We start from the raw sequence: 23,161 nt of genomic DNA, 5'->3' as shown, positions 1-23,161 counted from the left end.
ATAACATGCAGGATTTGCTCACTCTGACGAGTGCTTGCTAGAGTGTTACGAAACATCCTTCATGCAGTTTTATCATGTTTTCATTCTTCTTATAATTATGAATATTACTTCCTTCCAGCCCCTGACTGAACTCGATTATCGCAATGCCCAAGAGGTTCTCACACACCTCCTCCAACATAAAGACCTTGATCACTATGCCGCAAATTCACCCAGATGCCTAGAGCCATTCGAACAGGTCCTGGACCTTGCCATGCTGGAGGCCTATGAAGACCAGCCCCCCTCTCCGAACGCCCATCTCTTTCTTCAACGGGTTCTCTATCGCATCAATCGATTAAAACTGTTCTGGTATGACAATCTCGAAAACTATATCAATGAGAATTCAGCGTTTCTCTTTTCCCTCCGATCAAAAATTGAGACCATTTGGCAGGCCTGGGAAACCCAGAGCCTTGATATCCCTGCGCTCAAGGGATTAGACATCGAAGCGGCGTTACGCGAACGCACCACAGAGGACCTTGACCCTGAACCATCGCAAATAGGTCTGTTCTTTCGCAACGACATGTCGCAATCCGGATATCGTCATTTACTGGCCATTGCCTCACTCGATGGGTTAGTGGAAGCCAGCCAATTATCACGAGTCATTGGGGGCGTAGGAAACGAAGTTCAATCGATGCTCACAAAAATCTTGATGGAAGAGTATGGAGGGGGAAAGCTCGCGAGAAAACATTCATCCTTTTTTTCAGCAATGTTAGCTGAATTTGATCTGGACACCTCGCCAGAAGCTTACCTTGATATCGTGCCCTGGGAAGTACTCGCCAATATAAATCACAGTTTTACCGTATGTGAGCGGAAAAGAAACTTTTTACGATATATCGGTAGCCTTCTGTATTTTGAAATCTCCGTTCCTGCAGCCTTTCAAAACTACAAATTTGCCGGAGAGCGTCTTGGCTTAAGCGAACAAGCCATCGGCTACTGGGACGTCCACATCAAAGAAGACCTCCGTCACGGCCAATGGATGCTCAACGAAGTCGCCCTGCCCCTTATCACCCGCTATCCGAATTCAGCTTGGGAAATCATCTTGGGCTACGATCAGCAACGACTTCTCAGCACCCGCGCCAGCCAAGCCATCGCCCAATCCGTCCAGCAAGCTGAAAACGTCTTGACCTGAAGTCAAGAAGCTTAGCGGTACCTCCAATTGTTCTCTTCCGTTCCTACTTCTACGTCATGAAGCACAGAGTCAAAAAACGTCTCTAGCTATAGCCGTTTCAAATAACTTCCGACATTTGATGCGTCTTTTTTCGCTGTGGCAGTCTGAAGAGTACAACTGGTTAATTGGATTCGCAATAGTTCTCATTCAATAAGAAATCAAGTACGCTTTACCGTTAACTTTAATCTTTCAAAAAAACCGTTAAACCTTGCTGCAATGAACCCAGCACAACTATTTAGAACAAAAATATATTAGATTTTAATAATGTCATATTTAATGTCGTTTGGATTAACTTGAATCGTTCGCTGACTGTAGGGAATTTCTTGTTCTCCACCTTCGAATGAAATAATTCGATATGCCTTTTCATACGAAAAATCACGAATTTCTCTAAATGTTATTGGCTTTCTTCCTCTAAGCTGGCTCATAGAATCAATATATTTAACCCGATCAAAACTGATATGGGAGCAGAGGCATAGCGATTGATATCGATCAATAACAGTCCTAACAAAGCTCTCTCCATTCTTCATTACATGGCATGCATCAGCCTCAAATAACATGACCATTATGGCTTCACATGAATTTGAGAAATAAGAAGCATAAAAATCACAGGTTGCACTAGTCGTTATTTGACTATTTCTAAAAGGAATCTCGGTACCATCTGCTCAGGTAGTTTCTAGTTAGGGAAGGACATGATCGATATTCAGTTCATCGTCACGGATGGCTACGTTGAATCCTTCGAGGTTGTACGAAAAAGCCGTTTTAAAAGCGAACTTTCCCACGAAGGATAGAATCTGCATTAATTTGTTTCGTAAATTTAAACAAACATTTATAGCCTTCAAGACCACTTATTTAATGCTGTTAATCGTTCATTTATAACCTGTCACTAGGGCCTCCCAGAGTTGCACTGACAAGTTGAATTCAAGTGAAGATATCTACTGAGTTTCGGAAGTAGTGGTTTTCCATAACAAGCATAATCCTATGATGGCGGCGAGGCTCGAGGCAATTAAAATGGCTAGTTTAGCCTCCGATAACATGGCGGAATCCTCAAATGCCAGTGTCGCGATAAAAAGAGCCATCGTAAACCCTATGCCTCCCATAAAACTTAAGCCGATAATCTGTGGCCAAGTAAGGGGGGAGGGAAGTGAGGAACGTCCTAGCGCCACAACCACCCAGGCTCCCAGGCATATACCTAAGGGTTTACCCAGCAACAATCCTAACGCGATACCAAGAGAGAGCGAACTGTTGGCTAAAGTTGACAGGTCTGTCTTGATAACCACTCCTGCATTGGCAAGCGCAAACAGGGGCATGATTGCAAACGTTACCCATGGGTGGAGAGTATGCTCAAGTTTTTGTAGGGGGGGCTGGATTAAGTCGCTGGCGGTTTCGAGAGCTTGGGCTGCATGAATCTGCTCTTCATTCTCCAATACGGAGACACCCGGAACTTCCGATTTTTGAAATTTATTTTGAAACCTCCGACTTTTCTGAGCAAATTCCTTCTTACTCATGGCCGAGGTTGCAGGAATAGTGAGTGCCGCGAGGACTCCAGCAATCGTCGGATGAATACCGGACAAGAGGAAAGCCAGCCAAAGACCTCCACAGCCCACGAGGCCGTAAACTAATGGAGACCGAATTCCTGCCCAGTTGATGGCCATCAAGATGATCAAAAAGCTCAATCCCGTGCCCAGACTGACCCATGAAATGTGGGAGGTGTAGAACATGGCAATTACCATGACTGCCCCAAGATCATCGACGATGGCCACAGTAGTCAGAAAAACTTTGGCGGAAAAAGGAATTCTTGATCCCAACAACCCTAGAAGGCCTATGGCGAAGGCAATGTCGGTAGCCATGGGAATTCCCCACCCGGAAATATGGGACGAGTCGATATTGGTCAAGAGAAAGAGAGACGCCGGAACGACCATGCCGCCGATAGCTGCCACAATGGGAAGGAGGGCTTGACGAGGCTCTGACAATTCGCCGATTAAAATTTCACGCTTAATTTCTAGCCCGATCACAAAAAAGAAAATGGCCATCAAGCCATCGTTAATCCACAATAATAATGGCTTTTCTAAAATGTGTGGCCCAATGCCAATGGTGATCGGAAGATGCCAAAGTTCTGAATAGATTTCACGGTAGGATGAATTGGCAATGATGAGCGCTAGGGCGGTAAATCCAAGCAGAACGATTCCACCTGATGCATTTTGTTTCGTGAAATCTTCTAACGGTGAAATGATTTTTTCAATCGGTCGGGATTGAATTGACTGCTTAGCTTCTTTGATGAGATCCATAAACTGCAAGGGCTAGGGATAGCGGTTCTCTTCGAAATTCATTCGCTTTTAAAAATCACTGAGGAAAAGCTGCAGAAACACCTGGTCCTGATACCGCCCCAATGAGTTCGGTTGATGCTAAGACCATTATAAAAGAATGTCCGCTATGAAGGATACCTGTAAAAATCTAGACTCTGATATGCGAGCATATCCGTGTATTGATGCCTTGGCAGTGCTCTCCTGTGGCATTAGGCCATGGACAACGATTTCTCTGGTACGCTGTTGATGAGATTCAACCTACCAATTTCATACTCACATTCAATTCACGCTGCAGTATTTCCTTGACGTTTGAATTAATAGACATTCCTCGAAAAGAATGTAATAAAACCATCTAACGGTTCATCGACACTGAGATTCCGAGTCCTGAACTCTTTCAAAAGTTCGACAAAAGCAGTTGCGTCTTGTCCGTTTGTCACCTCAAACTGGAGTCCGCTATAGAAATCAATAGCAATTAGGAAAAGGAGTCATCACTAAACTTTATACCTTATGGGGATATGATTGCTAAGAGAAGTGAGCAATCTAGCGATGACACCCCTCCCATTCGACAAATTGATCTATTCATAATGGGTCCACATTCGAAGGACTTTCACGATCTTCTCTTCTGACTAAACTTGATAGACGAGTCGATGTTGCCGCGAATAGGTACCGGCTAAGTCTCCCATCAACTTCTCATAGGAAGGCGGGGTCTTGAATGGATGAGTTTCTAGGAGGGATATAAGTTCCTGAGCTTTGTCTTTGAGTCCACTGGACGCCAATTTCTTAGCATTGCGTTGGGCCTGTTTGGTAAAGACAACTTGCCATTTCACCAACGAACGTCCTTGGCGCATTCCTCAATGGGAATTTTTAGACCTTTCTGAATAGACTTTCGCATGCCTGTGATAGAGAGTAGATAGAGCGTTTCTTCAATCGCTTTCCAATCTTCTTCAGCTAACATCACTGCGTTTGACCGTTTCCCGGTAATCGTAATTGGCTCATAGGACTCTGCGGCTTCATCTATGAGCCGGTAAAGTTGAGAACGTGCTTGACTCGCAGAAAAAACAGTCGTTGGTTTGTGTTTCATATAACAGACCTACAAGTTTCTCTTTTTCGTACGACATCACGTACGCTCAGTCAATGGCTCTCTCTTTTTTCCAGAAATTGCTAGGGCAAATACCAAACGAATCAATCTTTGCTCAACCGCCACGCCTTCTTCTTTTCATCTTGCCCACCCTCATCTACCAATTCGACCGAGCCTTCTCGGTGCAGCATTTTAAGCATCTCACTACACGTATGATCTAACTCCGCACTCCCCATACTGTGCAGACCGGCTCGTCGAGCCACTTCTTCTTGGAGAATTCCTTTCCCGTTAGACACCGCATCTGGATGACTTCGTAGGACTTCTAAGACATGATCCTTGAGTTGATGAATAAGTTCTGAGCCACGTTGATGAAGATTCATCGCATCACCTCTCGTAAGATTGCATTATGTAATGATAAAACGCTAGAAAGAAAAATATGGCAAATAGACCGAAGTGGGTTCGCCGAGGATTCCTCTCCCCTATCTGCCAATTCCTGACCACTTTACTGCCTGCAATATGGATCTTCCCACTGATCAAACAATATTTCTGTGTTGTTTTGCAACACTACGAACCACAATTGGCCAAAAATGTCTCATGTACGTTGACATGACTATGCGGTAAGGTGAAGAAAAAGGTTGAACCTTCGCCGAGTGTTGAGTCAACCCAAATGTGTCCCCCGTGGAGTTCAACAATTTTCTTACAAATAGCCAGGCCGATACCGGTACCGGAATATTTCTTTTTCGTATGGAGTCGTTGAAAGATAACAAAAATCCGTTCAGCATACTGCAAGTCAATCCCAATCCCATTGTCGCGAACGGCAAATTCCCAATGCTCAGGTTTTTCGATTGCCGACACCTCAATCACTGGCGCATGGTTCCCTCGATACTTCAATCCGTTTCCAATGAGGTTTTGAAATAACTGTTCCAACTGAATGGCATTACCCTCAATGGTTGGAAGTGGTCCAATCATCAACGTCGCCTGAGCATCGGCCAACACCTCCTCCAATGTCGTTTTCACGTTTTCTGCAATAATTTGCAGGTTAACCGGCTCGAGAGGCTGCTCCACACGAGCCACTCGAGAATAGGTCAGCAGGTCTTGGACCAACGCCTGCATCCGAATCGCGCCATCCACAATGGGAGGTAACAATTTCTCGGCTTCTTGCGGTAAGGAACCTTTGACACGCACTGCCAGCAATTCAGCAAAATTCCGAACCTTTCGGAGCGGCTCTTGCAAATCGTGTGATGCCACATAGGCAAACTGCTCCAATTCAGCATTCGAGCGACGAAGGTCATCAATATAATGCTCGAGTACGACTTCTGAACTTTTTTCCATCGTGATATCATTAAATGTCACGACTGCCCCCGTGACCGTGCCCGCCTCATCGTGAATGGGCGTACAGGTATATTCGACGGGAAAACTTGTTCCGTTCTTACACCAAAACACCTCATTGGTGATGCGGGACATATGATTGTTCCATATGGCGATATGCCAAGGACAGTCCTGCTGAGGATACGGCGAGCCGTCTGATTTTGTGTGGTGAATCGTTGTGTGCATCGGATGACCCAAGAGTTCTGTCGGCTCATACCCCAACATGCGCGCCGCGGCAGGGTTGATAAATGTGGCCTTGCCATCTAGATCCAAGCCGTAGATGCCTTCCCCGGCCGAAGTCAAAATCAGTTCATTCTGACGATGAAGCTGATGAATTGCCTGCTCACTTTGTCGTCGTGACGTGATGTCAATGATAGACGCTAAAACAAAATGGCCTTGATCAGTTGTCAGAGGATTCAAGGCAATTTCCACAGGGAATTCGGACTGGTCCTGTCGTAAACCATACAGGTCTTGCCCCTGGCCCATACTGCGTGGCTCAGGAAAGGAAAAGTAAGCGTTGCGATCATTGACATGTTTCGCACGGAAACGTTCGGGAAGCAGCATTTCGACTGGTTGACCGATGAGCGCTTCTCGTGGATAGCCAAACTGTTGCGTGATCAGCTGATTGACCAACTCAATAAGTCCATGGTCATTGATCATAAGCATGCCACTTGGCGTCGCCTCCACAATGGTTCGCATTTGGGCTTCTTTCTGTGCCAAGGCGGCGGTTCGTTCTTCGACTTTGGTGGCCATGGCATTGAATGCCATAAACAATTCCCCTATTTCATCCTGTGAATAAACAGAAAACTCGGCCGGCTTTTCCCCACGTCCAATGGCCGCAGTTGCTCTATTAAGATTTTTCAACGGCGAAACAATAGATCGAGAAAGAAAGTAAGCTCCGATAAAGGCGAAAACTAATAAGACGATACTGAGAAAGATTGCTTCCTTTTGTATCATCATCGCATTCGCAAATACATTACGATAGGAATCCTGAATCGCGACGATGAGATAATGGTTGGGATCAATAGGATTCAAAGGGGCTCTGGCCATCCCAACAAGAAACTCTTGATCGACATTGCTATAGGTAAAGGGAGCGTCGTGTTGTGACGAATGTTCAATCCAGGATGTCGCCTCTGGCACCAGGTCTTGAATCCGATTCAATTGACCAAATTCAAATCCGAACACTTTTCCTGGATCAGGGTGGAAGATATACTCTCCCGCACTATTCGCGACGTACAAAGTTTGTTGGGTTTTGATACTTGCATGAAGGCTTGAAAAAAAGTTGCGCATATCCACGTTCACGACGATAAGGCCGAACACCTCTCCTGACGGCCGAGTGACAGGGGTCGCCACTCGCAGGGTTGGAATGAAAGGAACCATCAATTCACCATGCTCGCGATTCAGCGTAATTTGAGAATAGTACACCTTCCCAACCAATTGCCGAATCGTATCTTGAACATACATTTCACTTCCTTTTTTTTGTAAATCAACTTCTGCAACTCTTGTAATCACCCCTTCTTGTTTTTCAACTCTGACAAGTTCACGCCCATTGTGGGCGACTCCAATGTATCGAATTTGGAAATAGTCAGACTTGGCTTCAAGCATTTCTCGAAAAATGGTTGCCAAACGATCTTTTCCTTGATGTGTGGGGAAGCCTTCAATTTTGGACATTCCATTGGCACCGAGTAGACGCATGATCTCTTGAACAGGAGGTGTCCCTGCAAGCATACGAACATCCTCTGCAAATCGTTTCATTTCGGTTGAGAGACGAACACTCATCAGATTGGCATCCTGTCCAACATTCGAGATGAGTTCGTTCGTTAACGCGGTGTTAAAACGCTCAGAGGTCCAATAAAAGACAGAACCCCACGTCGCGAGCACTAACGTACAAACAAGAACTGTGACTTTGGTTCGAAATCCAAGCCGGAAGGAATTAGCTGAAAAAATATTCGGATATCGTAGTGTGTGAGGGGGCACGGTTATAGCCAAATATGATGTCTTGTCGATGAAAAGGAGTACGACATCTTACACCCTACATGCCTGTAAAAAGATGACAGGTCCGAGTAAAAACCCAGACGATATAAGGCCAGACTATCACAGCAAAAATAATAGGTCGAGCTATTCAGCGAACAGCTGACTGTAGCGAATCCAATTAATTTCCCGCTGAATGCGGAAAGGAGGAAAGGAACCCTAGACGACGGTTGTTGTATACCTGACAGAGAGCTGAATCGGCATTGAACGTAGAGCCCAATTCTCCCCTTGAGATGTTGTTTAGGGGTCGCCTTGGCTACGATCGTCGTATACCTGACAGAGAGTTGAATCGGCATTGAATATTGAACCTGGTTCTCCCCTCCACTTGAGGAATTGATTAGAGGTAGCCAAGACGACATTGCACTGTTCACATTTTCAGAAAACGGAAAATGACAAATTTAATGCAACGACAATGAAATTGCTTGATTGCTCATCTTCAGAGAATGTCATGGAATCGTTCACCCTTACTCCGCCAGCAAATACGACACAGACATCCACTATGAATATCATTTGCCTGAGAGACATTTTGAGAAGCGTACAGACGCTCCGTTTTGATTACACAAGATAAAGACGCAAAGAATTAATGAAACGATGACAGACAAATCCGTGGCCCAGCATCCTTCTGCTCGTCCTCAAAAGAGAAACGTCCGGAGTTAAAGCTTCTCGAAATGATGGATTGACTATGGTAAAGGTGGAGCGTAAGAATCTATGACAAACAATAGTGAACGCCTATCGATTGGAAGGCATTTGAAACGGCTACATGAGACCGTACACGTGATGCTAAATCTTCATGTCAGAGAGGCTCCTCCACCTCACAACTCTGATTGTTTATTCTGATTGAGCGATTATAAAACGAAATTTGGGGTGAGTGACGGGCTTCGAACCCGCAGCCTCCGGAACCACAATCCAGCGCTCTACCCTTGAGCTACACCCACCACGCACGGTTGAGATAGTCTAATTAATTAGGAAGAGGAACGCTATCTTATCAAAAGGCCTGGAAGCTCGCAAGAAGTATTCCCCCTCAGTTGACCCATCCAAAACGCCTGTGGTAAGAATTGAGATAATGTTTACTATTACCCTGGGGGATCTATGGCATTAAGGCATCAATCAGCAATCAAGCGAGCCCGTCAATCGATTAAACGAAGTCAACGTAATCGCTCGATCATTAGTAGCATGAAGACCGCCGTGAAAAAGGTCAGAACGGCGATTGACCAAAAAGATACAACGCTCAGTCAGTCAACACTTCGCAACGCCACATCCGAACTTCACAAAGCGGTAACCAAAGGTGTACTTCATCGCAATACAGCCTCTCGCCTTGTTTCTCGCTTGACTAACCAAGTCAACAACGTTTAAACCACCCAAACTATTTGCTCTGGGTGCTTCGCACAGTTCGAGAAGCACTTCCAGGTCTCGATGTCTTGGATGTTCGAGTGCTGCCTGCGTTCTTTCCTACCCCACATAATGAAATAACCAAAGCGTCAAGTACTCGCTTGGGCGAGGCTGACGCACTCCCCTTCAGTGCTGAATCAGCCTGACAAAACTGTTCCCATGCAAGACAGAGTTTTGGTTCAGTCCATTGCTGGACTTGCCGAATAAAGCCGGAAGCGCGAAATGGCGGAATCCCAACTTGTCGGGCAACCTGCGACTGGCCGATACCTTGTTTCAAGAGATCCTTCGCTTTCCATATCCGGCGGACTTGCCAGATCAAAGCCCCTAAGATCCGTAACGGAGCTTCTCCAATTTCAAGATTTTTCGCGACAATCTGTAGGGACTTTCCCCGTTCTCCTTCCCCCATTGCCTCCGAAAGGTCAAAGACTGAAGCTCCAGGTTCCATGCCTCGAATGGCTTCAACATCCTGAATCGTGCCCACTGCACCCGCGGGGAGATACGCTGAAAGTTTTTCAATTTCCGTATGAGTGACATACAACCCGTCAGCGGATAACTCTTTCAGCATCTGTAACGCATTGCCATCCAACGTCACTCCCGCTTGAGACGCTTGCTGGGTCACCCATCCAATTCGTTGATTTTCATAGAGTGGTGCGCAATCCACAATGATGGCCTGTTTTTTTAATTGTTGTACCCACTTTAACCGCCCATCTAACTTCGCGGCCACGATAACAAGCGTCGTAGTATCTGTTGGATTCTGAAAATAGGGAATTAAGGCTTCACCTTCACGTGTCGGCAACTTTTCAGCCCAAGTCATAATGACCAAACGCCTCGCCACAAAAAACGACATTTCCTGAACAATGGTCAGGACTTCAAGAGCATCAGTTTCATCACCATAGAGGACATCATAGTTGAAAAATTGATCAGCATTATCGGCTGAGTTTTCTCCTGATACCTCCTCTCCTGAATCGTCAGATGGGGATTTCGCGGCAGTTCTTATGGTCATGACAACCTTATTCCGTAAATAGGCCTCTTCCCCCACCACTAAATATAAGGAAGCTAATCCGTCCCGTTGAATGGCCGATTGTAATTCATGAGGTTTCATGGTTGACTTCCTTCAGTATCCTGCTCCCTATCATCAAAAATTTCAGGAGTCTTCTCAGTCGGAGATAACGAAGGTTGAGCATCTATTGGTATCTGGCCTCTATCCAGTGAAGGTGTTTTAGGAGAGGGAGATGGCAGCTTAGGGGGTTCAGGCGTGAACACCCCCTGCTCTCTTGCAAACAGAAATCGATCAGCCAGATCTTCGACCACAAATTGACCAGCTTGCTCTAACGCCCGATCTTGCAGCACCCGGTTAAATTGAATTCCCCCTCCGCCACCTCCTGAAGTTGATGATGAACTACCGACGAAAAATTCAGCCGAACTCGAGGAGGATTGTTGCCATAAAATCTTTCCAGTTCGCCGTTCGGCAATCTGAACTCGCACATTCACCGTCACTCGGCTTTCTTGGGTTTGATTTTGAGTAAACGTCAGCGACGGTAAGGTCACCGACTCAATGGCGCCTTTCATGACATAGTCGGCATCTCGGATATTTTCAACCACATTCGCTCCGCCGGTCACCACAAACTCATCCTTCAGATATTCGGTATACTTATACTCTAAATTTGACTCAAACGTTCGATTCGCAAGTGGCTCAATGACCATCACAACTGGAGGACCTTCATATTCTGGGACAGAGGCAGTCCCCAGCGTCGGACCTCGACCTTCAACGCTAAATCGATACCCGCATCCTGTCGTACAGAGAGATATTGTCAAAAAAGCAGCGAGTACAAAACGATATATATATTTCATATGATTCCAAGGTAGGCTAGGAAACGGTAGATCCCAATCCAGCACGCATTTGGACATCTCTTCTTTTTTTGTGCGTGGAACAGTCATTCCCACATCTCTTTTATAGGTTTCCTAACTAGAAAACGGTCGTCCTGTGGTCCATTCGTTCGCGATATATCTATTTTGTTTAGATCAGCTGACCATTGAGTATGTGTATTACAGGTTTCCTAGCTAGAAAACGGTTGCGGTAAAGACCTTTGGCTTTTGTTACGCTTTCCTTACTCAAGCCACAAATCCTAGTTGAACATGTGGATTATAGGTTTTCTAGCTAGAAAACGGTTGAGGTAAAGACCTTTGGCTTTTGTTACGCTTTTCTTACTCAAGCCACAAATCCTAGTTGAACATGTGGATTATAGGTTTTCTAGACAACAAAGTTTATCAACTTTTTCTCTACGTAAATGACTTTTCGCGGCTCTTTTCCTTGTAACGATTCTTGCAGTTTTGCATCTTGCTCTGCATGCTTCACGATTTGATCTTTAGTCCAGTCTGCCGGCACTTGGATTTTGCTACGAAGCTTTCCGTTAATCTGAAGCGGAATCGTCATTTCCTTTGCCACAAGTAAGCCAGGGTCGTAGTCAGGCCAAGGCTGCCATGCCACACTAGGCGAATGGCCAAGCATTTCCCATAACTCCTCGGCCATATGCGGTGCAAACGGGGCAAGAAGACGCACAAACGATTCGGCTGACGTTCTTGGCAAGGGATCCTTTTTCGAAATATCTCTGGCAAAGACCATTAGCTTGGAAATGGCGGTATTCAACCCCATCGCTTCAATATCTTGGGTGACCCCGTGAATGGTGATCGCGGTCAACTGAGCCTGCTCTTGAGTTCCGGCACCTTCAACCATCGGTGCCAGGGAACTCGATTCATTCCCATCACCTTTTATCAGTCGATAGGCGCGTTGAAGAAATCTGTACATCCCGGGAATAGACTCAGCTGACCATGGTGCACCTTTATCAAGCGGCCCCATAAACATTTCATAGAGCCGAAGGGAATCGGTTCCATACTCCTGAATCACATCATCAGGATTGACCACATTGCCCCGACTTTTCGACATTTTTTCTGTCACTTCCTCCAGTACAAGGCCTTCAATCGTCGGATGTACGGGTTGACTCTGATCGTTCCATCTCACATCGTGAGCCGAAACCCATCGAGCCTTCATTTCTTCTCGGCTTTCTTTATGGATCACCGTTTCCCCTTCAATCACAACTTCCGAGTAGGAACACATGCGTGACATCACTGAAGAATCGTCGGAAAGATTACTGTCATAATATCGGTAACTATAGCCCAAGATCATTCCGGGATTAAGTAATTTCTGAAAAGGCTCGTTCGTATGAACAATTCCCAAATCAAATAGTACTTTGTGCCAGAATCGAGAATACAGCAGATGTAACACCGCATGTTCCGCCCCGCCGACATAGAGGTCCACTGGCATCCAATACCGTTCAGCCTCGGGCGATAACGGCGCGTTATGATTCAAGGGATCACAAAAACGAAGGTAATACCAACAGCTACCCGCCCATTGCGGCATGGTATTGGCATCACGAATCGCGCGTTGTTTGGTTTCAGGATCAATGACTTCTTTCCACTCCTGGGCACGCGCGAGTGGTGGTTCAAATTCCCCGCTTGGTCGAAAGTCATCCAATTCCGGAAGTAGAACGGGCAGGTCAGATTCCGGAACTAATTTTGTGGTTCCATCTTCGAGATGAATGACCGGGAACGGCTCACCCCAATACCGTTGTCGGCTGAACAACCAATCACGCAATTTATAATTGATCGTTTTCGAACCTTTCTTATTGGCTTCCAACCATTCAATCATCTTGACCTTGGCCTGAGCAGTCGGCAATCCATTCAGGAAATCAGAATTCACATTGCGGCCTTCTCCCGTAAAGGCTTCAGCGTTACCTTTTCCGCCAGAGACAACTTCGACAATGGGAAGGGAAAAGGTCTCGGCAAATTCGTGGTCCCGCGTGTCATGGGCAGGGACCGCCATGATGGCTCCAGTTCCATATGTGGCCAAGACATAGTCGGCAATCCAAATCGGTAGCTTGGTTCCCAATACGGGATGGATCACGTAGCCCCCAGTAAAGACTCCGGTCTTCTTTCCAAACTCCGCCATACGTGAACGATCACTCCGCTGCGAGACCTCATCCACATAGGCCTCCACAGCCGCACGCTGTTCAGACGTCGTCACATCCTTGACTAAAGCATGTTCGGGAGCCAGCACGAGATAGGTTGAACCAAAGAGCGTATCGGGGCGAGTGGTAAAGACTTCAATGCGGTCGTCAGCACGCTCACACACCTCAAAAAATACTTGTGCGCCTTCAGAACGTCCCACCCACTCACGCTGCATTTTCTTAATGGGCTCCGGCCAATCAAGCCCGTCAAGATCGTCAATCAACCGATCGGCATAAGCCGTGATCCGCAACATCCACTGACGCAAAGGCACCCGAACAACAGGATGTCCCCCACGCTCGCTTTTTCCATCTTGGACTTCTTCATTGGCCAGTACCGTGCCTAATGCTGGGCACCAATTCACGGGAACTTCGGCCAAGTAGGCTAAGTCTTTTTCATAGAGCTTGCGGAAAATCCACTGAGTCCAGCGGACATACGTGGGATCAGTCGTATCAATTTCCCGTGACCAATCATAATCCATCCCCAGTGATTGAAATTGCCGCTTGAAATTCTGAATATTCTTCTGGGTCGTAGCACGCGGGTGAGTTCCCGTTTCAATCGCGTACTGCTCAGCCGGAAGCCCAAACGCATCCCACCCCATCGGATGCAAGACGTTGAACCCACGCATTCGCTTGTATCGTGAGATCACATCGGTCGCAATATAGCCTTTGGGGTGGCCAACATGAAGGCCTGCACCTGAGGGGTATGGAAACATATCAAGCACATAAAACTTGGGTTTCTGAATATCAATGCTGGACGCAAACGTCTGGTGTTCTACCCAATATTGTTGCCATTTCGCTTCTATCGGGTGCGGATCGTAGGGAATTGTCATAAAAAATCTATCCTAACAATAGGAGTGTTCAGGACCAAGGAAGGGTATAGCGGAAACAAACAGCGATAATTCGGTGTGCTTGAACCCGACTGCTTTTTAGGATCATGAGCTACCAGGAAGGCAACCTACCTTGAAATCCCACCAGCTCTTACCTGTCGATCTCTGGGGTCCAAGCTGACACCGCACGATATCTCTCACGACACACATCGTACGTTTCTCGTAATGGCTATACTCATAGAATCGACAGAAATTTAGCACACCTAGCTGGGGGCGACAAGCGGAATAGGAACCTTCTTTCTCATAGCAAGACAAGCGGTTCCATATTTTGTAGAAAAGAAAAGGAGAGGGAAACCTATGGTTTTCTAGAGAGAATGGCAACCGGAGCGTGGGTCTTATTGGCAGGATTTTTCGAAATGGCTCCCACCAGCTCATACTGAGCCTGTTGGGCTTGCCGATGTTTTAAGATAAGAGGATCAACCACTTCCCCACATGAGAGACAGCGCCAGCCAGACATCCACACATCTCCACTATCTTCCATATCAAGAAAATAATCCGTCACCATCGTTCCCTGGCATCGTGGACAATTCATGGTCTTCTCCAGATAAAATACCGCATTGAAAAAATGGCACGACAGGCAATGCCAATACCCAGCATTGCAATGTACCGTGGCCTCTCCTTCGGTCATTCTGGAATGGAGCTTAAGAAGAAAAAGAGTAAGGGGACAATTGCAGTGAGAACGATGTTAAAATTCCCTGAAGTTTCTTATCATTTTGAAGAAATTCATGAATATGCTGGCTCCAGGCAACTCGCGAGAATACGCGAAAATGAAGCCACACTTCCCCTGACACATGAAGTCGAAACGCTCCTGAAGAGTGCCGTCAAGCCCTTTAGCACTTGACCGATCGATTGCTATTGACAGAGTTCATATAATTAGGAAGTTGACTCTCTCATGCTCACTCAAAAATATTGATGATCCTACCCATTGGCTGAGGTTCTTCTGGGAAACGATGCGTGGAATCACAGATCATGAAAACCATATGGGCAATCAGACCGTAACAGCTCAGCAACTTAGAGCGAGGCCATTGACTTTATTTACACAAGACTTAGAAAGAATGCCTTAGGGTCTTGAAGTTTCCCAACTCAATGGTAAGATACCGTTAGTCATGCCCATCCTGTCCTACACAACATAACGAACATTTTTCACCATGCAGTTTTATCTGGCTTCACGACTTTGCCTCTCACTCTGCCTGCTTCTATCCGTTTCGTCTTGCATACATAGTCTGACTACTGTGTATTGGTCCAAGACTGGGTCGGAGCCCGCCGAACTCGAGCATGACAAAACTGAGTGCCAATCGCTTCAACGGTCAGTAGGAGCTGATGAGTCGAGGATACACAAATGCCTTGAGGCCAAAGGCTGGACACAAGTCCATCAGAAGCCCTAACAATGACTCGTGAAACTCAGAGTCATTCTTCTAGGTCTGACAGCCGAATAGTGTATATGAGATCTACGATTCATGAAGGAATCATAGAAACGCTGGAAACCAAAACGACGAATCTTATCTATTGTTCAAAGCACGACGCCTGCTGGTTAGAATTCACTGGTCAACTGCGAGTCCCACTTCCTGAAAAAGAATATTTAATGACCCGTCGAACTCGGGGCGTTCGCCGAGTGATGACTGATGAGGTCATTCGCGTAGTAAGTAGCGGTCACCGAATCTAAAAAATAGTAGACGCAGACATATCCAACAATACTCATGGTAATCGTATACGGTAGGGCCATCCACACCATTCGCCCATATGAAAGTCGAACTAACGGAGCGACTCCAGACGTCAATAAAAATAAAAACGCCGCTTGGCCATTGGGGGTGGCCACACTTGGAATGTTCGTCCCTGTATTAATGGCGACAGCCAGCATATCGAATTGATCCCGACTGATTGCGCCACTCATCAAAGCCCGCAAGACTTCATTTATATACACTGTCGCCACAAACACATTGTCACTGATCATCGAGAGTAAACCGTTGGCAATGTAAAACATCCCGATTTGATGGGCGCCATCAAGGCTTAGTCCGTATTGGATGATACCGCCAAATAAGTTCTGCTCTTGAATCACGGCGACAATGGCAAAAAAGACTACTAGCAATGCCGTAAAAGGCAGAGCCTCATGAAAGGCTTCACCCAAATTATGTTCTTCAATAATTCCATTGAACGCCGTGATCAACACGATCACGGAAAGGCCGATGATTCCAACTTCTGCCAAATGAAAGGCCAGCGCAATCATGAGCCATACCCCGGCCACGGCTTGCACAATCAAGCGCGCAGTTTCCACTTTCTTCCTTTTCTTGGTTTGCTCTACATCAAAGCTCCACAGGATTTCTCGTACGGGGTCTGGAAGTTGATACCCATAATCAAACCATCGAATTTTTTCTAATAAAATCGAGGTTAAAAGTCCGACCGCTAACACCGGCATCGTGACAGGTGACATTCGCACAAAAAATTCAGCGAATTGCCATGAGGCTTTGTCTCCTATCAATAAATTTTGAGGTTCTCCCACTAACGTGCACACGCCGCCGAGAGCTGTTCCAACAGCACCATGCATCAGAAGGTTACGAAGAAATCCTCGAAACTGATCTAAGTTTTCTCGATGCTCCTCATGGAACACTTCGTCTGTGGTTGAATCATGATCATCATCATATTTTTTGCCGGATGCCACCTTATGGTAGATGCTATAGAACCCTGTTGACACAGCAATGATCACGGCCGTTACAGTCAACGCATCGAGAAACGCTGACAGAAAGGCCGCCGCGAAACAAAATAAAAACGAAAGAAACGTCTTCGACCGTACTCCTAAAAGGATTTTCGTAAATGTGAATAACAATAACTCCTTCATAAAATAGATACCGGCCACCATGAAAATCAGAAGAAGGATCACTTGGAAATTATTTAAGGCTTCATGATACACCGTTGCAGGGGTAGCCATTCCGAAGGCGACGGCTTCTATGGCTAGTAGTCCCCCAGGTTGAAGCGGATAGCTCTTCAACGCCATCGCCAATGTAAAAATAAACTCAAGAATCAAAATCCAGCCTGTGACGAACGATCCGAACGTCAGCAACAAAAGCGGATTCGCAAGCAAAAACCCAATAATGACAAACTTATACCAATTGGGGGCATGGCCTAAAAAATTTTGTGCGAAGGCTTGAGGCAAAATATTATTCATATTCCTTTTCTCAATTTAAATGGTGTGCTCACAGAAAGAATTGATGACACAGATTAGACCAAGGAAGGAAGGTTAGTGCTCTTGCTGAGCGGAGAGATTAGGACGAATACAAGTACGTAGTATAACAAACCTCTACAGAAAGTCACGATGCCTAATATATTTCGTCAAACACAACATATGGAGAACATCCGCTTTCGTCACGAATCTCTTTGTGCTCATGAACATTTTTCACCAAAGGGGATCTACTCAAGCGGAATTTGGATGACTAATCCGCCCACGACATCATTCAATCTAAAGTCTCGCTTGGGAGCCTCCGTATGTGCATTGTGACATGACACACAAGCACGACTCACTGCCCGATCTGGATAAATGGCCTTAAAATAGCGCTGCCCGTCGAGCATGACTTCCATTTCAACAACATCTCCGTTTTTCACAACCTGTTCAAGAGCGTCTTTTTCCTCTGGAGATACCGGAGCATTTTGAGAGTTGAGTGGCCAGAGACTCACAAGTCGGTAACGGAACGGTGCATCCAGGGCACGAAGGCTTTCCGACGACTCTCTGAGAAACTGAACTGGCAAAGGTAGCCCCTGTTCTTCTCGCCACTTTTCAGAGACAGGCACAATAAGCATGTCTTCCATGCGCTCAACAATGTGTTGTGTGTAAAACGTACGATCAGCTTCAATCACCGCATGCAGATAGTCTGCGACCGTACGCGCAGAAATGTTGTTATCCACCTTCATGCGTGACCCAACCATCCCGCCGACAATTAAACACAGTAGTGCCAGCCCCCCAATAAGCGCTGTTGTCTTACCATTCATGGTCAATTTGTACCTATAATTGATATCTTTTTGGCCAGTCGATTTTGTGCCATTCTAGCTGAATAATCACACGCTCGCCACTAAACTCGCACCTGAAAAGGAGAAAATCATTTTACAATCCCTGCTCAATTTCACTATTGAATTTCACCATGAAAAACTGGAATTCCCTTGAAATATCGAGGCATTCACTGATCACGATCGATCTCGAAGTAGAGAGACCCCGAAAAAATTTATGCAAACTAATGCGACCAAACCACACCTTGGCATAGGAGCAAGAATCTTTTTGATCAAACAAGATTGAACGATTAGAGAGGGGCTAGCTCCATCTCGACGTTGATAATAAAACACCAAACTTTTAAGAAGCTCCTACAGCACGGTTGCTCAATAGTTCAATAACCCAGGGCGCGCATTCTTGGCTGCAAAAATTCTTGGCTTCAGCTTCAATGGCATTCCAAGTGTCCGAGGACACGCTGGGGCTCATGTCCAATCGCCTCTGGACACCCGTTTTTCGTTGTAGCGATTCACGGCAGCAGCAGCAATGCAATCACAGGTGTCCGAGGACACGGTGGGTCGCGAGCCCGATCCCCCTGGACACTCATTTTTCGTTGTTGCGATTCACGGCAGCAGCAGCGATGGAATTACAGGTGTCCTAGGACACGGTGGGTCGCGAGCCCGATCCCCCTGGACACTCATTTTTCGTTGTAGCGATTCACGGCAGCAGCAGCGATGGAATTACAGGTGCCCTAGAAAGACGAACGTTGAACCATTTCTGTCATACATACCCAATGGTCCTATAAACGTTGGCGCAGGGTACCTCCTGACATGTCGACTTCAAGGAACCAGGTGGTCATATAGGATGCAGATACGTCCACATAACATTTGACAATTCATCTCAATTCACGATCGAGTCATATCACTAATATCTGCTGAAATTTTTGTAAATATTACATTTGACACGCCTAGGGGGTTAACCTACGATAGCCTCGTGCAAATCACCAAAATCATACTTCGCTCATTCATCAATCTACCTATTGAAAAGAAGCTGTTACTCGTCTCATTGATTCCTATTGCCACGATCTTCATGCTAAGTATAATGACTTATGTTCGCGTACAAACGTTCGCTGAAGACGAAGATCGACTGAACCATATTTATCATGTCCAAACGACTGCCGCAGAATTTCTTCGTCTGATCGTCGATCTCGAAACAGGATTCAGAGGATATGTGCTAACACAAGACCCTAAATTTTTAAAACCCTACCTTGCCGCTAAAAACCGTGTTCTCTTAGTCGGACAATCGCTCGCGCAAATGGTCAAACACAATACCACGCAACATGCTCACATTCAGCACGCACAAGAAATGGTGCGACATCTGATGAACGACAAGGATGAATTCATTCAGCAAGTAAAAAACAAACATTCCCCTGATGCGGTGCATTATGTCGAATCAGGAAAGGGACTGAAATTGATGTTGGGCATTCGTGAAGTGATCGCCAATTTTGATCGAAAAGAGTTTAACGATCTCCAAAGCACACTTTCACGAACATCCAAAGATCGCTCCTTTCTATTAGGAGTCATCATCGGTGGTGGCTCATTAGCCCTGCTGCCAATGGTATTTGTCTTGAGACTTCTTGCACGATCAATTGCAGGTCCACTATCGGCTTTAGCCAAAACCGTTGAAAACCGATCTGAAGAAACGATTCCGGAAGTGACGGTTCTCAACCGAGAAGATGAAATTGGCAACCTGACACGAGTCATGAGTAAAATGAGTCAGCAATTGCGTGATCATATGGGACGCGTAAAACGTTCCGAAGCTGAACTTCGCACGCTCAATCACGAGTTATCCTTATCGGAATCAAAATATCGAGGTATCGTCGACAACGCGCCATTTGGCATTTTTACGGCCACTGGCGATCAAATCTTCTTCTGTAATCGACATAATTGGATTCTTGCCGGCCATGACCCAGACATCGATTTACCGCCTCAAGCCATGTGGGACGCCGTCCATCCTGACGACCGGGACCAGGTTCTACAATCCTTCATTGAATCCACACAACTACATCGACCATTTGAACAAATCTTTCGATTCCTCCACTACGACGGAGCAGTACGAAAAATTTTAAGTCGTGCAGTTCCCATTGAAGATCAGGGAAATCATGACTTCCTGTACCAAGGATTCAACGTCGATATCTCGGCATTAGAGCAGTTACGAGAAAAACTCAACCGCTCTGAACGGCTGGCAACATTAGGGCAGGTGGCAGCCGGCATTGCGCATGAAATTCGAAACCCGTTAGTTGGAATCGGCTCAACAGCGTCTCTGTTGATCGAAGAATTTGATCATGATGATCAAAAGGTTTCAGACCTAAAAACGATTCTTAACGAAACGAGGCGCCTGGATCGCATTGTCAATCAGATTGTCGATTACGCACGACCTCGTTCCCTCGTATGGGCTTCGTTTTCATTAAAAGAGCTGGCAACCGAAACGCTAGCCATACTCAACGACCCACTTCGGCAGAAAAACATTCATGTCGAATGGAATCTTCAAGACCTGAATGAGCGAGTGTGGGCTGATCGCGATCAAATCAAACAGGTCTTACTCAACATCTTTCAGAATGCCATCGAAGCCATGACTCATAACGGCACCCTCAAAGTCTCTGAACAAAAGAAAAAACATGAAGGTGCGCCAGGAATTTGCTTATCAATATCTGACAATGGGAAGGGCATTACGCCAGCAGATTTAACACATATCTTTGAACCATTTTTTACAACAGGAAAAATTCGAGGAACCGGACTAGGACTTGCCATCTGCAAGAATATCCTTGAAGGACATGGAGGGAATATACACGCACAAAGCGAACTTCAGTGCGGTACCGTCATGTCCATATGGTTACCCATATCTCATCACCCACAAACCTCTATGGTGTCATAATATGCGCGCAACAATATTCGTGACCGATGACGATGAAGTCGTTCGCTCATCGATTACTCGTCGCTTAGCCCGACAACAGCATCTGATCCGCAGCTTTAATTCCGGTGAGGCTTTACTTGAGGCACTGGACCACGACACTCCAGATATTATTCTCCTTGATTTGAAAATGTCTGGATTGACCGGAATTCAGACCCTCCAGCAAGCAAAGAGCAAAGCACCCGAAGCCTTATTCATCCTCTTGACCGCTTATGGAACGGTTGAAGATGCCGTCGCAGCGATGAAGCTAGGAGCCTACGATTTCCTGATCAAAAGCGTAGACCTTGGAAGCGTCGATCCCGTCGTCAATCGTGCCCTCGAATACCTTGAACTACGACGTCGAATGCATTTTGAGGTCAAAAATGTTGCAGGACGATTCGCACTCAATAACTTGATTGCGGAAAGTCCAAGCATGCAAGGCTTGGTTGCTCAAATACAAGAAATGACCCAGAATCATAAAACCACAGTCTTACTGAATGGTGAGACAGGGACGGGAAAAGAATTTATCGCACGCGTCCTTCACCACAATGGTCCAAGAAGCGATAGGCCATTCGTCGGTGTGAATTGCACCGCCATACCGGAAGAACTCTTTGAAAGTGAATTATTCGGATACGAACGAGGAGCCTTTACGGGTGCCAACCAACGGAAACCCGGTTTATGCGAGCAAGCCGAAGGCGGGACGTTATTCCTCGATGAAATCGGAGATATGAACATTGGGATGCAAGCGAAATTACTTCGTGTCATCCAAGAACGCTCTCTCAAACGATTAGGCGGGAGAGATGACATTGACGTGGACTTTCGCTTAATTGCCGCTACGAATCATGACTTACGAAAAGAAGTGACACTTGGGAACTTTCGTGAAGACCTTTTTTTTAGGCTCAATGTTGTCTCTTTTGAATTGCCTCCTCTTCGGCAGCGCGTCGAAGACATTGTCCCATTATGTTTTCGAGCACTCGCACATCATGCCAAAGATATTGGGAAAGAAATTGTTGATATTGCACCAGAAGCACGTGCGCTATTAGAAGATTACGACTATCCAGGTAATATTCGAGAGTTAGAGAATGTGATCGAACGCGCAGTAATCTTCTGTAAAGAAAAATTCTTAACCATACGTGACTTCCCAAAAGAACTGCATGAATCTACGCATAAAACTGCAACCGCACAAACCAGAGCAGATAAACAACTTGTCAAAATTGAAATGGCCATTGGTGAGCACACATTGGCTGACATTGAATCCGCGATCATTGATGAAGTGATGCGACTATCCGACGCCAATAAGAGCCTGGCAGCTAAACACCTTGGCATCACACGGTTTGCGCTAGACCGTCGTTTAAAAAAGTCTCTATAGCCGTTTCAATTATACCGAAACGATCAAGCGCCAACTTGGACAATATTGCTATCCAATACGTGAGAGAAAACGTCAATCATTGTCAGTTATAGCCGATTCAATGATTTTTCGTACTCTTCACACATGGGATATCGCGTTGAAAGTCCTCATGGTTGAGCTGGAACGTATTTGTATTCGCTATAATCCAAGCGGGTATAAGCTTCCAATATTTGAAGTCGGTCAACTTGGATACCAGTAACACAAACGGCCGCAGGTTTATTCAGACACTCTCGTTAAAAACATGTCAATAAATCTTGCTCTTCCCGTCTATCGTATGCTCTAGGCAACCTGTTATCCCATTCCCATATTCCAGAGAGATTCACGGCCAAGCTGCTCATTCAGAAGCCAGTCGCCTAGTCACCTACCGTGGCCTACACCCTCAATAGGAATTTATTTTGCTTGATAATAGATACCTAAAACTCTGCCAATATTCCGCTTTCAGCTTTAAATACAACAGGCCGGAAGGGGCAGATGCCCCTCCCGGCCTGTTGATTTCCACCCTCGACTGTT

18 protein-coding genes and 1 tRNA gene are annotated in these 23,161 nt (G+C 46.0%); 6 read left to right on the top strand and 13 right to left on the bottom strand.

Annotated features, from left to right (window positions below; genetic code table 11):
* Positions 1-61 precede the first annotated feature (61 nt).
* A complete protein-coding gene (locus ACWQXP_RS18210; RefSeq protein ID WP_454064277.1) occupies positions 62-1,165 on the top strand; it encodes an iron-containing redox enzyme family protein in 1,104 nt (367 codons plus the stop codon).
* Between the two features lie 290 nt (positions 1,166-1,455).
* Here the strand turns inward: ACWQXP_RS18210 and ACWQXP_RS18205 are convergent, their stop codons facing one another.
* The 7 genes from ACWQXP_RS18205 to ACWQXP_RS18175 all read right to left on the bottom strand — a co-directional run bounded on the left by ACWQXP_RS18205 (position 1,456) and on the right by ACWQXP_RS18175 (position 8,919).
* Positions 1,456-1,767 carry a hypothetical protein gene (locus ACWQXP_RS18205; protein WP_454064276.1) on the bottom strand — a complete coding sequence of 104 codons (312 nt, stop codon included), beginning with the start codon at positions 1,765-1,767 and terminating at the stop codon, positions 1,456-1,458.
* Between the two features lie 369 nt (positions 1,768-2,136).
* Positions 2,137-3,489, bottom strand: a complete 1,353-nt coding sequence (nhaA, locus tag ACWQXP_RS18200) for a Na+/H+ antiporter NhaA (RefSeq protein WP_454064275.1) — start codon at positions 3,487-3,489, stop codon at positions 2,137-2,139.
* 644 nt (positions 3,490-4,133) lie between these two features.
* Positions 4,134-4,355, bottom strand: coding sequence for a Txe/YoeB family addiction module toxin (locus ACWQXP_RS18195; RefSeq protein ID WP_454064274.1), 222 nt, complete (start codon positions 4,353-4,355; stop codon positions 4,134-4,136).
* The gene (locus ACWQXP_RS18190) at positions 4,331-4,588 is read right to left on the bottom strand and encodes a type II toxin-antitoxin system Phd/YefM family antitoxin (RefSeq protein WP_454064273.1); all 258 of its coding nucleotides are present in this window, start codon (positions 4,586-4,588) and stop codon (positions 4,331-4,333) included. Before ACWQXP_RS18190 ends, ACWQXP_RS18195 begins: the two co-directional genes overlap by 25 nt.
* A gap of 101 nt (positions 4,589-4,689) precedes the next feature.
* A complete protein-coding gene (locus ACWQXP_RS18185) occupies positions 4,690-4,965 on the bottom strand; it encodes a hypothetical protein (protein WP_454064272.1) in 276 nt (91 codons plus the stop codon).
* 184 nt (positions 4,966-5,149) lie between these two features.
* Entirely contained in the window at positions 5,150-7,942 is a 2,793-nt protein-coding gene (locus ACWQXP_RS18180; protein ID WP_454064271.1) for a PAS domain S-box protein, read from the bottom strand.
* Between the two features lie 902 nt (positions 7,943-8,844).
* Positions 8,845-8,919 (bottom strand) — tRNA-His (locus ACWQXP_RS18175).
* Positions 8,920-9,073: 154 nt separating this feature from the next.
* Between ACWQXP_RS18175 and rpsT the strand changes: the two genes are divergently transcribed.
* Positions 9,074-9,337: a 30S ribosomal protein S20 gene (gene rpsT / locus ACWQXP_RS18170; RefSeq protein WP_454064270.1), complete on the top strand. Its 264-nt coding sequence runs from the start codon at positions 9,074-9,076 to the stop codon at positions 9,335-9,337.
* A 10-nt stretch (positions 9,338-9,347) separates the two neighbouring features.
* Here rpsT and holA read toward each other — a convergent pair whose 3' ends face one another.
* From holA to ACWQXP_RS18150, 4 genes are all read right to left on the bottom strand, one after another.
* Positions 9,348-10,475 carry a DNA polymerase III subunit delta gene (gene holA, locus ACWQXP_RS18165; protein WP_454064269.1) on the bottom strand — a complete coding sequence of 376 codons (1,128 nt, stop codon included), beginning with the start codon at positions 10,473-10,475 and terminating at the stop codon, positions 9,348-9,350.
* Positions 10,472-11,311, bottom strand: a complete 840-nt coding sequence (gene lptE, locus ACWQXP_RS18160; protein ID WP_454064268.1) for an LPS assembly lipoprotein LptE — start codon at positions 11,309-11,311, stop codon at positions 10,472-10,474. Before lptE ends, holA begins: the two co-directional genes overlap by 4 nt.
* A gap of 313 nt (positions 11,312-11,624) precedes the next feature.
* Complete coding sequence (leuS, locus tag ACWQXP_RS18155; protein ID WP_454064267.1) at positions 11,625-14,267, bottom strand: leucine--tRNA ligase; 2,643 nt, start codon at positions 14,265-14,267, stop codon at positions 11,625-11,627.
* Positions 14,268-14,619: 352 nt separating this feature from the next.
* Positions 14,620-14,856: a hypothetical protein gene (locus tag ACWQXP_RS18150; protein ID WP_454064266.1), complete on the bottom strand. Its 237-nt coding sequence runs from the start codon at positions 14,854-14,856 to the stop codon at positions 14,620-14,622.
* A 141-nt stretch (positions 14,857-14,997) separates the two neighbouring features.
* Here ACWQXP_RS18150 and ACWQXP_RS18145 point away from each other — a divergent pair, with 141 nt between their 5' ends.
* A complete protein-coding gene (locus tag ACWQXP_RS18145) occupies positions 14,998-15,165 on the top strand; it encodes a hypothetical protein (RefSeq protein ID WP_454064265.1) in 168 nt (55 codons plus the stop codon).
* 738 nt (positions 15,166-15,903) lie between these two features.
* Here the strand turns inward: ACWQXP_RS18145 and nhaB are convergent.
* Positions 15,904-17,484 (bottom strand): sodium/proton antiporter NhaB, encoded by a 1,581-nt coding sequence (nhaB, locus tag ACWQXP_RS18140; RefSeq protein WP_454064264.1) that lies wholly within the window; start codon positions 17,482-17,484, stop codon positions 15,904-15,906.
* A 242-nt stretch (positions 17,485-17,726) separates the two neighbouring features.
* Positions 17,727-18,302 carry a Tll0287-like domain-containing protein gene (locus ACWQXP_RS18135; protein ID WP_454064263.1) on the bottom strand — a complete coding sequence of 192 codons (576 nt, stop codon included), beginning with the start codon at positions 18,300-18,302 and terminating at the stop codon, positions 17,727-17,729.
* Between the two features lie 985 nt (positions 18,303-19,287).
* Here ACWQXP_RS18135 and ACWQXP_RS18130 point away from each other — a divergent pair.
* The 3 genes from ACWQXP_RS18130 to ACWQXP_RS18120 all read left to right on the top strand — a co-directional run bounded on the left by ACWQXP_RS18130 (position 19,288) and on the right by ACWQXP_RS18120 (position 22,850).
* The gene (locus ACWQXP_RS18130) at positions 19,288-21,228 is read left to right on the top strand and encodes an ATP-binding protein (RefSeq protein ID WP_454064262.1); all 1,941 of its coding nucleotides are present in this window, start codon (positions 19,288-19,290) and stop codon (positions 21,226-21,228) included.
* Between the two features lies 1 nt (position 21,229).
* Complete coding sequence (locus ACWQXP_RS18125; RefSeq protein ID WP_454064261.1) at positions 21,230-22,612, top strand: sigma-54-dependent transcriptional regulator; 1,383 nt, start codon at positions 21,230-21,232, stop codon at positions 22,610-22,612.
* Positions 22,613-22,712: 100 nt separating this feature from the next.
* Positions 22,713-22,850, top strand: a complete 138-nt coding sequence (locus tag ACWQXP_RS18120) for a hypothetical protein (protein ID WP_454064260.1) — start codon at positions 22,713-22,715, stop codon at positions 22,848-22,850.
* Positions 22,851-23,161: the final 311 nt, after the last annotated feature.

This window comes from Candidatus Nitrospira salsa, from assembly GCF_965152625.1.
This window is presented reverse-complemented; position numbering and strand designations above follow the sequence as displayed.

What these genes read in the sequence shown, in the direction of transcription:
- ACWQXP_RS18210 (WP_454064277.1), top strand. Translation starts at nt 62, where the DNA reads ATGCAGTTTTATCATGTTTTCATTCTTCTTATAATTATGAATATTACT.
- ACWQXP_RS18205 (WP_454064276.1), bottom strand. Translation starts at nt 1,767, where the DNA reads ATGGTCATGTTATTTGAGGCTGATGCATGCCATGTAATGAAGAATGGA.
- nhaA (WP_454064275.1), bottom strand. Translation starts at nt 3,489, where the DNA reads ATGGATCTCATCAAAGAAGCTAAGCAGTCAATTCAATCCCGACCGATT.
- ACWQXP_RS18195 (WP_454064274.1), bottom strand. Translation starts at nt 4,355, where the DNA reads ATGCGCCAAGGACGTTCGTTGGTGAAATGGCAAGTTGTCTTTACCAAA.
- ACWQXP_RS18190 (WP_454064273.1), bottom strand. Translation starts at nt 4,588, where the DNA reads ATGAAACACAAACCAACGACTGTTTTTTCTGCGAGTCAAGCACGTTCT.
- ACWQXP_RS18185 (WP_454064272.1), bottom strand. Translation starts at nt 4,965, where the DNA reads ATGAATCTTCATCAACGTGGCTCAGAACTTATTCATCAACTCAAGGAT.
- rpsT (WP_454064270.1), top strand. Translation starts at nt 9,074, where the DNA reads ATGGCATTAAGGCATCAATCAGCAATCAAGCGAGCCCGTCAATCGATT.
- holA (WP_454064269.1), bottom strand. Translation starts at nt 10,475, where the DNA reads ATGAAACCTCATGAATTACAATCGGCCATTCAACGGGACGGATTAGCT.
- lptE (WP_454064268.1), bottom strand. Translation starts at nt 11,311, where the DNA reads ATGACTGTTCCACGCACAAAAAAAGAAGAGATGTCCAAATGCGTGCTG.
- leuS (WP_454064267.1), bottom strand. Translation starts at nt 14,267, where the DNA reads ATGACAATTCCCTACGATCCGCACCCGATAGAAGCGAAATGGCAACAA.
- ACWQXP_RS18150 (WP_454064266.1), bottom strand. Translation starts at nt 14,856, where the DNA reads ATGAATTGTCCACGATGCCAGGGAACGATGGTGACGGATTATTTTCTT.
- nhaB (WP_454064264.1), bottom strand. Translation starts at nt 17,484, where the DNA reads ATGAATAATATTTTGCCTCAAGCCTTCGCACAAAATTTTTTAGGCCAT.
- ACWQXP_RS18135 (WP_454064263.1), bottom strand. Translation starts at nt 18,302, where the DNA reads ATGAATGGTAAGACAACAGCGCTTATTGGGGGGCTGGCACTACTGTGT.
- ACWQXP_RS18125 (WP_454064261.1), top strand. Translation starts at nt 21,230, where the DNA reads ATGCGCGCAACAATATTCGTGACCGATGACGATGAAGTCGTTCGCTCA.
- ACWQXP_RS18120 (WP_454064260.1), top strand. Translation starts at nt 22,713, where the DNA reads ATGATTTTTCGTACTCTTCACACATGGGATATCGCGTTGAAAGTCCTC.